The sequence below is a fragment of the Micromonospora phytophila genome (assembly GCF_023656545.1).
GTDB classification, from domain to species: Bacteria; Actinomycetota; Actinomycetes; order Mycobacteriales; family Micromonosporaceae; genus Micromonospora; species Micromonospora phytophila.
The window spans coordinates 1-12,999 of sequence record NZ_JAMOKF010000134.1 but is presented as its reverse complement, the minus strand read 5'-3'; the positions used below and the strand labels follow the sequence as shown (position 1 = coordinate 12,999).

The window sequence follows — 12,999 nt, the reverse complement described above, 5'->3', positions numbered from 1 at the left end:
CGATGCAGATCGCGTCGGCGCCGGCCGCCAGGGCCCGCACCGCCGCGCCGGCGAAGCCGTACCGGTCGGCGACCGCCCGCATCTCCACCGCGTCGGTCACCACGACCCCGCAGAAGCCCAGCTCGTCGCGGAGCAGCCCGCCGAGGATCCGACCGCTGAGGGTGGCGGGCAGCTCCGGGTCCAACGCCGGCACCAGCAGGTGGCCGGTCATCATCGCCTGCACCCCGGCGGCCACGGCGGCCCGGAACGGGGCCAGCTCGACGGCGTCGAGACGGGCCCGGTCGGCGGTGATCCGGGGCAGGTCGTGGTGCGAGTCGACCCGGGTGTCGCCGTGCCCGGGGAAGTGCTTGGCGCAGGCGGCGACCCCGCCGGCCTGCAGGCCGCGTACCCAGGCGGCGGTGTGCCGGGCGACCAGCGCCGGCTCGGCGCCGAAGGAGCGGACGCCGATCACCGGGTTGTCCGGGTTGGAGTTGACGTCGGCGTCAGGGGCGTAGTTCAGGGTGATCCCGAGCGCGGCCAGCTCGACGCCGAGGTCGCGGGCCACCTCCTCGGTCAGCGCCGGGTCGTCCACCGCGCCGAGGGCGAAGTTGCCGGGTCGGGAGCTGCCCCGGGCGGACTCGATCCGGGTGACGTCGCCGGCCTCCTCGTCGATGGCGACGATGACGTCCGGGCGTTCGGCCCGCAGGGTGGCGGTGAGCGAGGCCAGCTGCGCCGGGTCGACCACGTTGCGGGCGAAGAGCACCACGGAGCCGAGGCCCTCGCCGAGCCAGCGGCAGATCCAGGGCGGTGGGGTGGTGCCGACGAAGCCGGGCTGCAGGACGGCGGCGGCCAGGGCGGCCAGCTCGCCGGCGGGGGCGCTCACGCCGCCGCCTCGCGCGCTCCGGTGGCGGCGTGCGGCGTCCTGTCGCGGTGTCCCGTGGTCCGCCCGCTGGCCCCGGTCACCGGCCTGCCGGCGTCGTGGCTGGTGATTCGCTCGCTCATGCGGTCGTCGTACCCCCGTCTTCTCCGCGCCCGGCGGCCCGCCACCGGCGGCGGTGCTGACATGGTCACACCGCGCGATCGAATAGTCAAGAAACCTTACAGTTGCCCTGGGGCACGGACGTGGGATAGTGCAGGGCTACTAGCTAGTGGCGTGTCGGCTCGGCTTGAGCGCTCAGTAGTTAGCTAGAGTGACGGGGTGAACTTGAAGGAATGGGCAGCGGCGACTGGGGTCTCGTATGCGACCGCGCGTCGTCGTTACGAGGCCGGAACGTTGCCCGTTCCCTCCTACCGGCTCGGCCGGCTGATCATGGTGGGTGAGCCGGTGACCGGTGCGGTCGCCGATGCCGGGCAGGTGGTGGTGTACGCCCGGGTGTCGTCGGCCGATCAGAAGCCGGACCTGGATCGGCAGGTTGCCCGGGTCACCACGTGGGCGACCGGGCGGCACTTCGCGGTGTCGCGGGTGGTGACCGAGGTCGGTTCGGCGCTGAACGGGCACCGGACGAAGTTCCTCGGTTTGCTGCGCGACCCGGCCGTGTCGACGATCGTGGTCGAGCGTCGCGACCGGTTCGCCCGGTTCGGCGCGGAGTATGTCGAGGCCGCGCTGTCAGCGCAGGGCCGCCGGCTGCTGGTCGTCGACCCGGCCGAGGTCGACGACGACCTGGTCGGCGACGTCACCGAGATTCTGACGTCACTGTGCGCCCGTCTGTATGGCCGCCGCGCGGCGGCAAACCGGGCCCGCCGTGCAGTCGAGGCCGCCACCGGAGCGGACCAGCCGGCATGAAGACCATCCAGGCGTACCGATTCGCCCTGGATCTGAGCGCGGTGCAGCAACGCGCGGTACTCGCGCACGCCGGGGCGGCCCGCGTCGCCCACAACTGGGCACTGGCCAGGGTCAAGGCCGTCATGGATCAGCGGACGGCGGAACGCTCGTACGGTGTGCCGGACGGCCAGCTCACCGAGAGCATGTCGTGGTCGCTGCCCGCGCTGCGCAAGGCGTGGAACGCCGCGAAGGCCGAGGTCGCGCCGTGGTGGCCGGAGGTGTCGAAGGAGGCGTTCAACACCGGCCTGGATGCGCTCGCCCGTGGGTTGAAGAATTGGGTCGACTCGCGCACCGGGAGACGGGCCGGCCGGCCGGCCGGGTTTCCCCGGTACAAGTCCCGACGCCGCAGCACCGCGAGCGTGCGGTTCACGACCGGCGCGATCCGCATCGAGCCGGACCGGATGCACGTGGTGCTGCCGCGGCTGGGCCGGCTGAAGCTACACGAGTCCGCCCGCAAGCTGGCCCGCCGCCTCGACAACGGCACCGCCCGGATCATGTCCGCCACGGTGCGCCGCGACGGCGGACGCTGGCACGTCTCGTACACCGTCGAAGTCGATCGCGCCGGCCGGGTGCCGGCCCGCACTGGCTCGACGGTCGGTGTCGACGTCGGTATCAAAAACCTCGCCGTGCTGTCCACCGGCGAGGTGGTGCCGAACCCGCGCCACCTCGGCGACGCCCAGCGTCGCCTTCGCGGGCTCGGCCGGGCGCTGTCACGCAAGACCGGCCCCGACCGGCGCACCGGCCAGCACCCGTCGAAGCGGTGGCAGCGCGCCCAGGCGCGGCTGGGCCGGGCACACGCCCGGGTGGCTAACCTGCGCCGTGACGGCCTGCACAAGCTCACCACCCGGCTCACCCGCGAGCACGACACCGTCGTGGTCGAGGACCTCAACGTCACCGGCATGCTGGCCAACCGGCGCCTGGCCCGGCACATCTGCGACGCCGGCTTCGCCGAGATCCGCCGGCAACTCGCCTACAAGACCACATGGAACGGCGGCCGACTGCACGTCGCCGACCGCTGGTACCCCTCCAGCAAGACCTGCTCGGAATGCGGCACGGTGAAAACCAAGCTGGCCCTCTCCGAGCGCGAATACCACTGCCAGCCGTGCGGCCTGGTCCTCGACCGGGACCTCAACGCCGCACGCAACCTCGCCGCCCTCGCGGCCGAGTACGACACCGCCGGGAGTGGCCCGGTGGCAGGACGTGGAGCCGACCAGAAGACCCGCATCCGCGGGCAGGTGGCCGCGAAGCGTCAACCCGGCACGGCATCCGCCGGTCAGACCGGGACCGTCCCACCGCAAGGCGGGACTACTGACCGTGTGCTCACCAAAGCGCACTGAGAGGTAACGGATGGATTTCGTGCTGCTGGCCGACGCGACGAGCCCGGCCGACATCCCCGGCGTACGCCTGCTCGGCCTGGTCGTCGGCGGCCTGCTCCTGCTCGCCGCGATCCGCGCGATGTTCAAACGCTGAAGACCCCGCGCCGGTCCGTTCGGCGGCGGCCACCGGGGTACCGCCTGCGTCGTTGAACAGGCAAACGCGGCGAGGGGGAAGCATGAGGATCGGATATTTTCTGTCCTGCGAGGAGTACACGCCGGCCGAGTTGCTGGAGCAGGCGCGCGGCGCCGAGCGGGCCGGCTTCGAGGCCCTGTGGATCTCCGACCACTACCACCCGTGGACGGACGCCCAGGGGCAGAGCGCCTTCGTCTGGTCGGTGATCGGCGCGCTCAGCCAGGTCTGCCGGCTCCCGGTCACCACCGCCGTCACCTGCCCGACCGTGCGCATCCACCCGGCGGTGCTCGCCCAGGCGGCGGCGACCAGCGCGGTCCTGCACGAAGGGCGCTTCGTGCTCGGCGTCGGCTCCGGGGAGGCGCTCAACGAGCACATCCTCGGCGACGCCTGGCCGCAGACCGACGTGCGGCTGGAGATGCTGGAGGAGGCGATCGGGGTGATGCGCGAGCTGTGGCAGGGCGACTTCGTCAACCACCACGGCAAGCACTACACCGTGGAGCACGCCCGGGTCTACACGCTGCCGGACACTCCCCCGCCGGTCTACGTCTCCGGCTTCGGCCCCAAGTCGATCGACCTGGCCGCCCGGATCGGCGACGGCTACGTCAACGTGGCGCCGGAGGCGGAGATGGTCCAGCGCTTCCGGAAGGGCGGCGGTGGCGACAAGCCGTGCCAGGCCGGCTTCAAGGCGGCGTACGCCGACACCGAGGAGGAGGGGATGCGGATCGCGTACGAGCGCTGGCCCAACGCCGGGGTGCCCGGAGAGCTGTCCCAGGTGCTTCCGTCGCCCCGCCACTTCGAGCAGGCCGCGCAGCTGGTCAAGCCGGAGATGATGAAGGAGGCGTTCGTCTGCGGCCGGGACGTCGACGCGCACCTGGCGCAGCTCGACCAGTACGCCAAGGCCGGCTTCGACGAGGTCTACGTGGCCAACACCGGCCCCAACTGGCAGGGGCTGCTCGACCTCTACCAGCGCGAGGTGCTCCCCCGCCTGCGGTGACCGCCGGAGCCCCGGGCGCCGGACCACGCCGTCAGGCGCCGGGCGGGGACGACGCCGTGCAGCGGTTTCGCCGCTGGTCAGCCCGGGTACCTCCGGCCCTCGATGAAGCTGACCACGCACTCGATGACGTTGCGCCGCGCGGCGCGGAGCCTCTTCGGCTGGACCACGTTGCGGCCCAACCAACTGGCCGCCATGCGGGCGGTGATGAAGCGCCGCGACGCCCTGGTGGTCCTCCCCACCGGCGCCGGCAAGTCGGCGATCTACCAGATCCCGGCCAGCCTGATCCCCGGCCCGACCGTGGTGATCTCCCCGCTGCTCGCCCTCCAGCAGGACCAGATCGCGGCGCTCAACGAGCGGCAACGCCCCGAGCTGCGCGCGGTACGGATCAGCTCGGACGAGTCGCCGGCGCAGCAGGCCGAGGCGATCGCCGAGATCCGCGACGGGCGTGCGGAGTTCCTCTTCATCACCCCGGAGCAGCTCGCCAACCCCGATCGGATGGCCGAGGTCAGGTCGCTGAAGCCGGCGCTGGTGGCGATCGACGAGGCGCACTGCATCTCCGCCTGGGGGCACGACTTCCGCCCCGATTACCTGGCGCTGGGTCACCTCATCGACGGCATCGGCCGGCCGCCGGTGGTCGCGCTGACCGCCACCGCCTCCCCGCCGGTGCGCGACGACATCATCGCCCGGCTCCGGCTGCGCGAGCCCGAGGTGGTGGTCTCCGGGCTGGACCGGCCGAACCTGTTCCTGGAGGTGGCCCACTGCCCCACCGAGGACTACCGGTGGCGGCGGCTGATCACGCTGCTCCGCGACGACGAGCGGCCCGGCATCATCTACGTGCCGACCCGGCGCTCCGCAGAGGAGCTGGCAGCCCGGCTCACCGACGCCGGCTACCCGGCACAGTGCTACCACGGGGGGATGGCCGCCGGGGCCCGCAACGAGCTGCACGAGGCGTTCCTCGCCGACCAGGTGCCGATCATGGTGGCCACCTCGGCGTTCGGCATGGGCATCGACAAGCCGAACATCGCCTGGGTGGTGCACATGGCACTGCCGGACTCGCCGGACAGCTACTTCCAGGAGATCGGCCGCGCCGGCCGAGACGGCGAGCCGGCGCGGGTGCTGCTGCTCTGGCAGGCCGAGGACGTCGGGTTGCAGCGCTTCTTCAGCGGCGGCCTGCCGGACGAGACCGAGCTGCGCGACCTGTCCGCGCTGCTGCGCAAGAAGGCGTTCACCAAGAAGGAGCTGCGCGAGGTGACCGGCCTCGGCCCGCGCAAGCTCGGGCAGTACCTCGCCCTGCTGGAGCAGGTTGGCGCGGCCGAGCCCCGGGCCAAGCAGCGCATCGGCGCGCCCCGCTACTCCCCCGCGCCGGTCGACGCCGCGGCCGCCGCGCTGGCCGAGGCGGAACGGCAGCAGAGCGTCACCCGCTCCCGCACCGACATGATGCGGGCCTTCGCCGAGACCACCGCCTGCCGGGGACAGACGCTGCTGGCCTACTTCGGTGAGCAGATGACCGAGGTCTGTGGGCACTGCGACAACTGCCACGCCGGGACCAGCACCGCCGACAACGGCGCCGTCGGACCGTTCCCGGTGCACAGCCAGGTCCGGCACCCGGAGTGGGGCCCCGGCCTGGTGCTCAGCTACGAGGAGGACCGGATGACGGTTCTCTTCGACGAGGTGGGGTACAAGACGCTGTCCGTCAGCGTGGTGTCCGAACAGGGCCTGCTGACGCTGGACTAGCCTGAGCCGGGCAACGCGCCGCCTGCGTCGGCGCGCATGCCGACGACGTGGATGACAAGCAAGCAGGACAGGGCGGAAGGGGCGTTGCCGTGATCGAGCAGCCGGCGTACACCGGGTTCGGATTCTCCGACGACGAGTGGGGGCTGCTCGTCGGCCTGCCGCAGTCGGTGCTGACCGCGGCGAGCGCCGCCGAGTCCGACAGCACCCGGCGCACGATGGCCGAGAACGCGGCCGGCCTGGAGACCATCGCCGCGGGTCGGGAGTCGGCCAACCCGCTGGTCGCCGCCGTGGCCGGGGAGATCGTCTCCCGGGTCGGCGACCCGGAGGCCGGTGAGGAGCTGCCGGTCATCGCGCCGTCCGAACCCCGGGCCTACCTGGAGGACGTGCTGGGCCGGGCCAAGGCGGCGTCGGCGCTGCTGGCCGCCAAGGTGGACGAGGGCGAGGCGGGCGCGTACAAGCACTGGCTGGTGGAGATCGCCGAGCAGGTGGTGGGGGCGGCCGCCAGCGGCGGCATCCTCGGCATCGGCGGGGACGTGGTCAGCGACTCCGAGCGGCGCTTCCGCGACCGGCTTTCCCAGGTGCTCAACGACTGAGACGACGATGACGGCGGCGTCGGACGAGGGGTCCGGCGCCGCCGTCGTCGTCCGGCGCGGTCGAGGGGACCGCTGGCTGCCGATCCGGATCGGCGCGGCCGGGAACTCAGGCGACGCGGCGGCGGAAGAGCACGGCGGCGAGGAGCACCGCGACCGCGAGGATGCCGAGGCACCAGGCCACCGCCCTCGCCGGCGCCGAGCCTGCCGGGGTGCCGAGCAGCATCGCCCGCAGGGTCTCGATGACCGGGGTGACCGGCTGGTGGTCGGCGAAGCCGCGCAGCCAGCTCGGCATGGTCTCCACCGGCACGAAGGCGCTGCTCGGGTAGGGCAGGAACATCACCAGGAAGGTGAAGCCGCCGGCCGCCTCCGGGGTCCGGGCCAGCAGGCCGAACGCGGCCGACAGCCAGGACACGGCCAGCAGGAACAGCAGCAGCACCCCGGCGGCGGCCGTCCAGCGCAGCGGGTCGAAGGCCGGGCGGAACCCGATGCCGACGGCGACCGCCAGCACCAGCACCGTGGAGACGGAGTTGCGGACGACGCTGGCGACGACGTGGCCGCCGAGGATCGCGGTGGGGCTGACGTCCATCGTGCGGAACCGCTCGACCACCCCGTTGGTCAGGTCGGTGGTGACGCTGACCGCCGTGCTCGCCGCCCCGAAGCCGGCGCAGAGCAGCAGCACGCCGGGCACCACGTAGGTGACGTACCGGGTGCCGGTGTCGATGGCCCCGCCGAACAGGTAGACGAAGAGCAGCATCAGGATCACCGGCAACAGCAGCGAGGTCAGCAGCGCGTCGACGTTGCGTCGGGACAGCCGTACGCAGCGGCCGATCATGATCAGCGCATCGGCGGCGAACACGGGCCGGGTGGTCGTCTCAGACACCGGCCACCTCCCGGTCGACGGTCACCGGGCGGCCGGTGAGGGTGAGGAAGACGTCGTCCAGGGTCGCCTCCCGGACGGTGAAGCGGGCGAGCCCCCGCCGACCGGGGTCGACCTCGTCGAGCAGGTCGCGGACCTGCGGCGCGCTGCCGTCGGTGGTGACCCCGAGTTCGAGTCGGGCCGGCTCGCGGCGGGTGACCCGGTCACCCAGGCGGTGGGCGGCGTCGGCGAAGCTCTCCGCGTCGCGCATCGTCAACTCCAGGCGGTGTGCGCCGAACCGGTGCTTGAGCTCGCTCGCGGTGCCCTCGGCGGCGAGGCGGCCACCGTGCAGCACCGCGATCCGGTCGGCGAGCCGGTCGGCCTCCTCCAGGTACTGGGTGGTGAGCAGCACGGTCACCCCGGCGCCGGCCAGCTCGCCGACGACCTCCCAGAGGCCCTGCCGGCTGCGCGGGTCCAGGCCGGTGGTCGGCTCGTCGAGGAAGATCACCGACGGCTCACCGACCAGGCTGGCGGCCAGGTCGAGTCGGCGGCGCGTCCCGCCGGAGCAGGTCGCCACCCGCCGCGCGGCGGCCTCCACCAGGTCGAAGCGCTCCACCAGGTCGGCCACACGGCGCCGGGCCCGGGCCCGGGTCAGCCCGGCCAGCCGGGCCATCATCTCCAGGTTCTCCGTGCCGGTCTGCTGGTCGTCCAGCGCCGCGTGCTGGCCGGCCAGGCTGATCACCCGCCGCACGCGGCGCCGGTCGCGGACCACGTCGTGACCGTCCACCCGGGCGGCGCCGCCGTCGGGGGCGGTGAGCGTGGCCAGGATCCGCACCGTCGTGGTCTTGCCCGCCCCGTTCGGGCCGAGCAGCGCGTACACGCTGCCACGGGCCACCCGCATGGTGAGGCCGTCGAGCACGACGGTCCCACCGTAGGACTTGCGTAGCTCGACGGTCTCCACCGCCGGAGGTGCTGTCCCCATTCGCCTCTCCCCCTCCATCTTCTGCGTATGTCATACGCTGTACTGCGTAGACGATACGCAGAAGCTAGGATGACGGTCAAGAAGCGGACCGAGAGGTGAGGATGAGCGACCCGGACGTCGAACTGCCCGAGAGCATCGAGATCGCCTGGGGCCTGCGGGAACGCCCCGGAAAGGGCCCGCGGCGCAGCCTCACCCTGGACCAGGTGGTGACCGCCGGCATCCGGATCGCCGAGGCGGACGGCCTGGCGGCGGTCTCGATGAGCCGGGTCGCGGGCGAGCTGGGCGTGGCGACCATGTCGCTGTACCGCTACGTCTCCGCCAAGAACGACCTGCTCGACCTGATGGCCGACGCGGCGTACGGGGAACCACCGGCGGTCCGCGGCCCCGACGAGGGCTGGCGGTCGGCACTGGCCCGCTGGGCGGAGGCGAACGTGACCGCGGTGCGCCGCCACCCCTGGAGCCGGCACGTCCCGGTCGGCGGCCCCCCGATGGGGCCGAACCAGGTGCGCTGGATGGAACACGGGCTGGCCGCGCTGCGGGGCACCGGCCTGCGCGGCACCGAGCGGCTCTCGGCGATCCTGCTGATCAGCGGGTACGCCCGGAACTGGGCCACGCTCACCGCCGACATCGCCGAGGCGGCCACCCGGGCGGGGCTGAGCCCGGAGCAGGTCGGCGTGCGCTACTGGCAGCAGCTGACCCGGTTGACCCGGCACGGCCCGTACCCGGAGATCCGGGACCTGCTGGCCGAGGGCGTCGCCGACGACGACGAGGAGGAGTTCGACGCGGAGTGGCGGTTCGGCCTGGACCGGGTGCTCGACGGCATCGAGGTGCTGGTCCGTGCCCGCTCCACCGGCTGACGCGACCGCCGCGACGATGACCCCACCGCGCCCCGCGCGTCCGGCAGGCGTGGTCGACAATGGAAAACGGCGCACGGACGGGAGGTGCTGATGACGGTGCTGCGCGCGGAGACCCTGGACACCACGCGGCTGCCGTCCGCCGACCGGTGGCCGTACTTCCTGGACATCGCGGCGCGGACGTCCGCGCCGATCGCCCTCGACAGCGACCACGCGGCGGACTTCCGGGCCAGCTCCCGCATCGTCGACCTCGGCGGCATCCAGCTCACCCGGTTCCGCTACCAGTCGCTGACCGGGCAACGGACCCCCCGGCTGATCCGGCAGGAGGACCCGGAGCTGTACCAAATCGCGTTGACCCTGACCGGGACGAGTGCGATCAGCGCCCGCCGCCGGGACACCCCGCTGGCCAGCCTGGACTTCACGCTGCTCGACTGGGGGCGGCCGCACCGGCTGGTGCACCACAGCATCGGGGGCGGGCCGGAGCGTGCCGCGTCCGTCACCGCCGTGATCCCGCGGGCGCTGCTGCCGGTGCACCCCGACCGGGTCGACCGACTCACCGCGGCCCGGATGTCCGGCACCGAAGGGCCGGGAGCCCTGCTGGCGCTGCATCTCAACCAGATCACCTCTCACCCGGAGCAGTTCCGCGCCGCCGACGCGCCCCGCCTGGCCGACCTCACCCTCAATCTGGTGGCCACGCTGCTCGCCCATCACCTCGACGCCGAGGACGACCTCCCGGTCGACGTCCGGCAGCAGGCGACGCTGACCCGGGTCCGCGCCTTCATCGACCGGCACCTGGGCGACCCGACGCTCTCCCCCAGCGTCGTCGCCGAGGCGCACCACCTGTCCCTGCGGACGCTGCACCGGCTCTTCGCCGCGGAGGAGGACACTGTCGCCGGGCTCATCCGACGGCGCCGGCTCGAGCGCTGCCGGCGGGACCTGACCGACCCGCTCCTGCGCCATCAGCCCGTGCACCGGATCGCCCGACGCTGGGGGTTCACCGACCGGGCGCACTTCAGCCGGCTCTTCCGGGCCGCCTACGGGACGGGCCCGCAGGCGTACCGGGATCTGCACACGGGACCGGGATCGTCGCCGGACCGGTGACCGGTCAGGTGGACATGGACGGCCGGACCGGCCGGAGGAACGGGAGGCGCCGATGCTGCCGCGGAGCACGGTCGACACCGAACAGGTGGCGGCGGCCGACCGGTTCGGGATGTGGCTCGAACTGGTCGCCCGGACGGCCGCGCCGCTGCGGATCCGCACCGACCACGCGCACGACTTCACCGCCCGCGCCGAGTTCGTCGACCTCGGCCCGATCCAGCTGGTCAGCTACCGGTACCCGTCACTGGACGGCACCCGCACCCGCAAGCTGTTACGGCAGTCGGACCCGGAGCTCTACGTGCTCGCGCTCACCACCGTCGGCGAGGGCGAGGCCAGTCAGGCCGGCCAGCGCAGCGCGCTGGGGCCCGGCGAGTTCACCTTCTACGACGGATCCCGCCAGCACGAGGTCCGCCACCGCGGCGGAGACGACGGTCGGCAGCTGGCCAGGTCCGTGGTGGCGATCATCCCGCACGCCGCGCTGCCGCTGCCGGCCGACCGGCTCTCGACCCTCTTCGGCGGACGGATGTCGGGCACCGAGGGGATCGGCGCGCTGCTGGCCCAGTTCCTCACCCAGGTGAGCCACCACCCCGAGCAGTACCACGCCGCCGACGCCACCCGGCTCGGCACGGTCGGGCTCGACCTGGTCGCCACCATGCTCGGTCGACACCTGGTGGCCGAGGACGCCGTGCCGACGGAGGTACGCCGGCGTGCGCTGGTCACCCAGGTGCAGGCGTACATCCAGCGTCACCTCGGCGACGCGACGCTGAGCCCCCAGGTGGTGGCGGACGCGCACCACATCTCGCTGCGCTCGCTGCACCGGCTCTTCGAGGCCGAGGAGTCGACCGTCGCGTCGTACATCCGTGACCTGCGGCTGGCCCGGTGCCGGCACGACCTCGCCGATCCGGGCCTGCGTTCCGTCCCGATCCAGACCATCGCGGCGCGGTGGGGGTTCCCGGACAAGGCCCACTTCAGCCGGGTGTTCCGCGCGGCGCACGGCATGACGCCGCAGACCTGGCGCGGCAACCAGTCCGAGCCGGCACGGATAGTCAACCGCTCGGCGTCCATGGTCAACCCGGGCCAGGCAGACTGACATCCAACGCGGTCGACCCCGACGACGCCATCGGCGCCGGCAGGGTCGGTCGCCAACGGGGGCCGTGGCGAGGCGCCCGCCGTCCGCAGCGGCGGCGGGCGGCCGCCCGGTGAGCCCGGAGGACGTCCTGAACCCCGGCTCCGTCGCTCTTCCCCCCAGGACCGACGACGGAGCCGGTCAGGCCTCCTCCAACAGCTCCAACACCACCCGCTCGGCCTCCTCGCGCCCTGCCCGTGGGTCCACCGGCGCCACCACACCGTCGTGGTAGAGGTCGACCACGCGCGGGTCGACGTAGGACGTGCGTGCCACCGTCGGGGTGTTCCCCAGCAGATCGGCGACCTCCCGCATCACCGTGACGACCGCCTTCTTCCGGGCCGTGGCGGAGCGCTGCACGCCCACCGTCGCCAACTCGGTCGCCGCCAGCACCGTGGCGTGCCAGGTACGGAAGTCCTTCGCGGTCATCTCCCCGCCGCTGGAGACCCGCAGGTACTCGTTGACCTCGTCGCTGCGCACGTCCCGCCAGTCCCGGCCGTCCCAGTAGCCGAAGAGCCGGTCGGCCTGCCGCCGCCGGCGGCGCAGGTTCGTCAGCACCCGACACAGCTCCGGGTCCTCGATCCGGCGTACCTGCTCGATGCCGCCCTTGGCCGGGAACTCGAAGACCACGCAGCCGCGCCGGGAGCGGGCGTGCTCGGGGCGCAGGGTGGAGACGCCGAAGGTCGGGTCGTCGCCGGACGCGTACTGGTCGCTGCCGACCCGGAACATGCCCATGTCCAGCAGCCGGGTCACCGTGGCCAGCACGCGGTCCCGGTTGAGCCCCCGACCTGAGAGGTCCTGCTCCACCCGCTCGCGCAGCACCGGCAGCCGGCGGGCCACCGACAGCACGTGGTCGAACTTCGCCTCGTCCCGCTTCTCGCGCCACTTCGGGTGGTAGAGGTACTGCTTGCGGCCGGCCGCGTCGATCCCGGTGGCCTGGATGTGCCCGTTCGGGTACGGCGAGATCCACACGTCCTGCCAGGCGGGCGGGATGACCAGGTCCCCCAGCCGGGCCACCGTGTCCGGGTCCCGGACCGGCTCGCCCGCCGGGTCGACGAAGAGCCAGCCCTCGCCGCGCCGGCGGCGTCCGTACCCCGGCCTGCCCGGATCACTACGCCGCAACCGCACCGGAGACCCGCACCGCCTGTTCCACCTCGTCCACGGCGGCCAGCACCTCGTCGACTTCGATGCCCGCCAACGTCGGATGGCTTCCTACCCCGTCCCACCTCGGCCAATCGCGTGCGCCGGCCCACAGCGCCCGGTGCCGGGGCCGCTCCGGCGGCGGGCCCCAACGAGCCGGCGGGACCGGGCCGAAGAGCACCACCGAGGCGGTGCCGTAGCCGGTGGCCAGGTGCGCCACCCCGGTGTCCCCGCTGACCACCAGCCGGCCGTCCGCGACCAGGGCGGCCAGCGCGGCCAGGTCCGTCCGGCCGGCCAGCACCGCCGCGGCAGGCA

General features: G+C 73.2%; 15 protein-coding genes. 9 read left to right on the top strand and 6 right to left on the bottom strand.

All coding sequences use genetic code 11. The features are described 5' to 3' along the window. A partial coding sequence (locus tag NCC78_RS17165; RefSeq protein ID WP_284706315.1) for a glycoside hydrolase family 3 protein occupies positions 1-862 on the bottom strand: 862 nt, incomplete at its 3' end. Beyond that, positions 859-981 carry a hypothetical protein gene (locus NCC78_RS32085; protein ID WP_284706314.1) on the bottom strand — a complete coding sequence of 41 codons (123 nt, stop codon included), beginning with the start codon at positions 979-981 and terminating at the stop codon, positions 859-861. The genes NCC78_RS32085 and NCC78_RS17165, both read right to left, overlap by 4 nt. A 196-nt stretch (positions 982-1,177) precedes the next feature. Here NCC78_RS32085 and NCC78_RS17160 point away from each other — a divergent pair, with 196 nt between their 5' ends. The 6 genes from NCC78_RS17160 (at position 1,178) to NCC78_RS17140 (ending at position 6,631) form a co-directional block, all read left to right on the top strand. Then, entirely contained in the window at positions 1,178-1,762 is a 585-nt protein-coding gene (locus tag NCC78_RS17160; protein WP_250795605.1) for an IS607 family transposase, read from the top strand. After that, on the top strand, positions 1,759-3,138 hold the full coding sequence (tnpB, locus tag NCC78_RS17155; protein ID WP_250795604.1) for an IS607 family element RNA-guided endonuclease TnpB: 1,380 nt from the start codon (positions 1,759-1,761) through the stop codon (positions 3,136-3,138). Before NCC78_RS17160 ends, tnpB begins: the two co-directional genes overlap by 4 nt. Before the next feature lie 10 nt (positions 3,139-3,148). Further along, on the top strand, positions 3,149-3,271 hold the full coding sequence (locus tag NCC78_RS32080; RefSeq protein WP_284706313.1) for a hypothetical protein: 123 nt from the start codon (positions 3,149-3,151) through the stop codon (positions 3,269-3,271). A gap of 82 nt (positions 3,272-3,353) precedes the next feature. Beyond that, positions 3,354-4,304 carry a TIGR03557 family F420-dependent LLM class oxidoreductase gene (locus NCC78_RS17150; protein ID WP_250795603.1) on the top strand — a complete coding sequence of 317 codons (951 nt, stop codon included), beginning with the start codon at positions 3,354-3,356 and terminating at the stop codon, positions 4,302-4,304. A 102-nt stretch (positions 4,305-4,406) separates the two neighbouring features. Continuing rightward, the gene (locus NCC78_RS17145) at positions 4,407-6,038 is read left to right on the top strand and encodes a RecQ family ATP-dependent DNA helicase (RefSeq protein ID WP_250795602.1); all 1,632 of its coding nucleotides are present in this window, start codon (positions 4,407-4,409) and stop codon (positions 6,036-6,038) included. Positions 6,039-6,127: 89 nt separating this feature from the next. Further along, entirely contained in the window at positions 6,128-6,631 is a 504-nt protein-coding gene (locus NCC78_RS17140) for a hypothetical protein (protein ID WP_250795600.1), read from the top strand. A 106-nt stretch (positions 6,632-6,737) separates the two neighbouring features. Here NCC78_RS17140 and NCC78_RS17135 read toward each other — a convergent pair whose 3' ends face one another. Both NCC78_RS17135 and NCC78_RS17130 read right to left on the bottom strand, forming a co-directional pair. Then, positions 6,738-7,511 (bottom strand): ABC transporter permease, encoded by a 774-nt coding sequence (locus NCC78_RS17135; RefSeq protein ID WP_250795599.1) that lies wholly within the window; start codon positions 7,509-7,511, stop codon positions 6,738-6,740. Beyond that, positions 7,504-8,469, bottom strand: coding sequence for an ATP-binding cassette domain-containing protein (locus NCC78_RS17130; RefSeq protein ID WP_250795598.1), 966 nt, complete (start codon positions 8,467-8,469; stop codon positions 7,504-7,506). Before NCC78_RS17130 ends, NCC78_RS17135 begins: the two co-directional genes overlap by 8 nt. Positions 8,470-8,570: 101 nt before the next feature. Here NCC78_RS17130 and NCC78_RS17125 point away from each other — a divergent pair, with 101 nt between their 5' ends. From NCC78_RS17125 to NCC78_RS17115, 3 genes are all read left to right on the top strand, one after another. After that, on the top strand, positions 8,571-9,326 hold the full coding sequence (locus tag NCC78_RS17125) for a TetR/AcrR family transcriptional regulator (RefSeq protein WP_250795596.1): 756 nt from the start codon (positions 8,571-8,573) through the stop codon (positions 9,324-9,326). Positions 9,327-9,416: 90 nt separating this feature from the next. Beyond that, positions 9,417-10,424 (top strand): AraC-like ligand-binding domain-containing protein, encoded by a 1,008-nt coding sequence (locus tag NCC78_RS17120; RefSeq protein WP_250795595.1) that lies wholly within the window; start codon positions 9,417-9,419, stop codon positions 10,422-10,424. Positions 10,425-10,476: 52 nt separating this feature from the next. Then, positions 10,477-11,511: an AraC-like ligand-binding domain-containing protein gene (locus NCC78_RS17115; protein WP_250795593.1), complete on the top strand. Its 1,035-nt coding sequence runs from the start codon at positions 10,477-10,479 to the stop codon at positions 11,509-11,511. 177 nt (positions 11,512-11,688) lie between these two features. Here the strand turns inward: NCC78_RS17115 and NCC78_RS17110 are convergent, their stop codons facing one another. After that, positions 11,689-12,672, bottom strand: coding sequence for a DNA topoisomerase IB (locus NCC78_RS17110; protein WP_250795592.1), 984 nt, complete (start codon positions 12,670-12,672; stop codon positions 11,689-11,691). Further along, a partial coding sequence (locus tag NCC78_RS17105) for a glycosyltransferase family 9 protein (RefSeq protein ID WP_284706312.1) occupies positions 12,656-12,999 on the bottom strand: 344 nt, incomplete at its 5' end. The genes NCC78_RS17110 and NCC78_RS17105, both read right to left, overlap by 17 nt.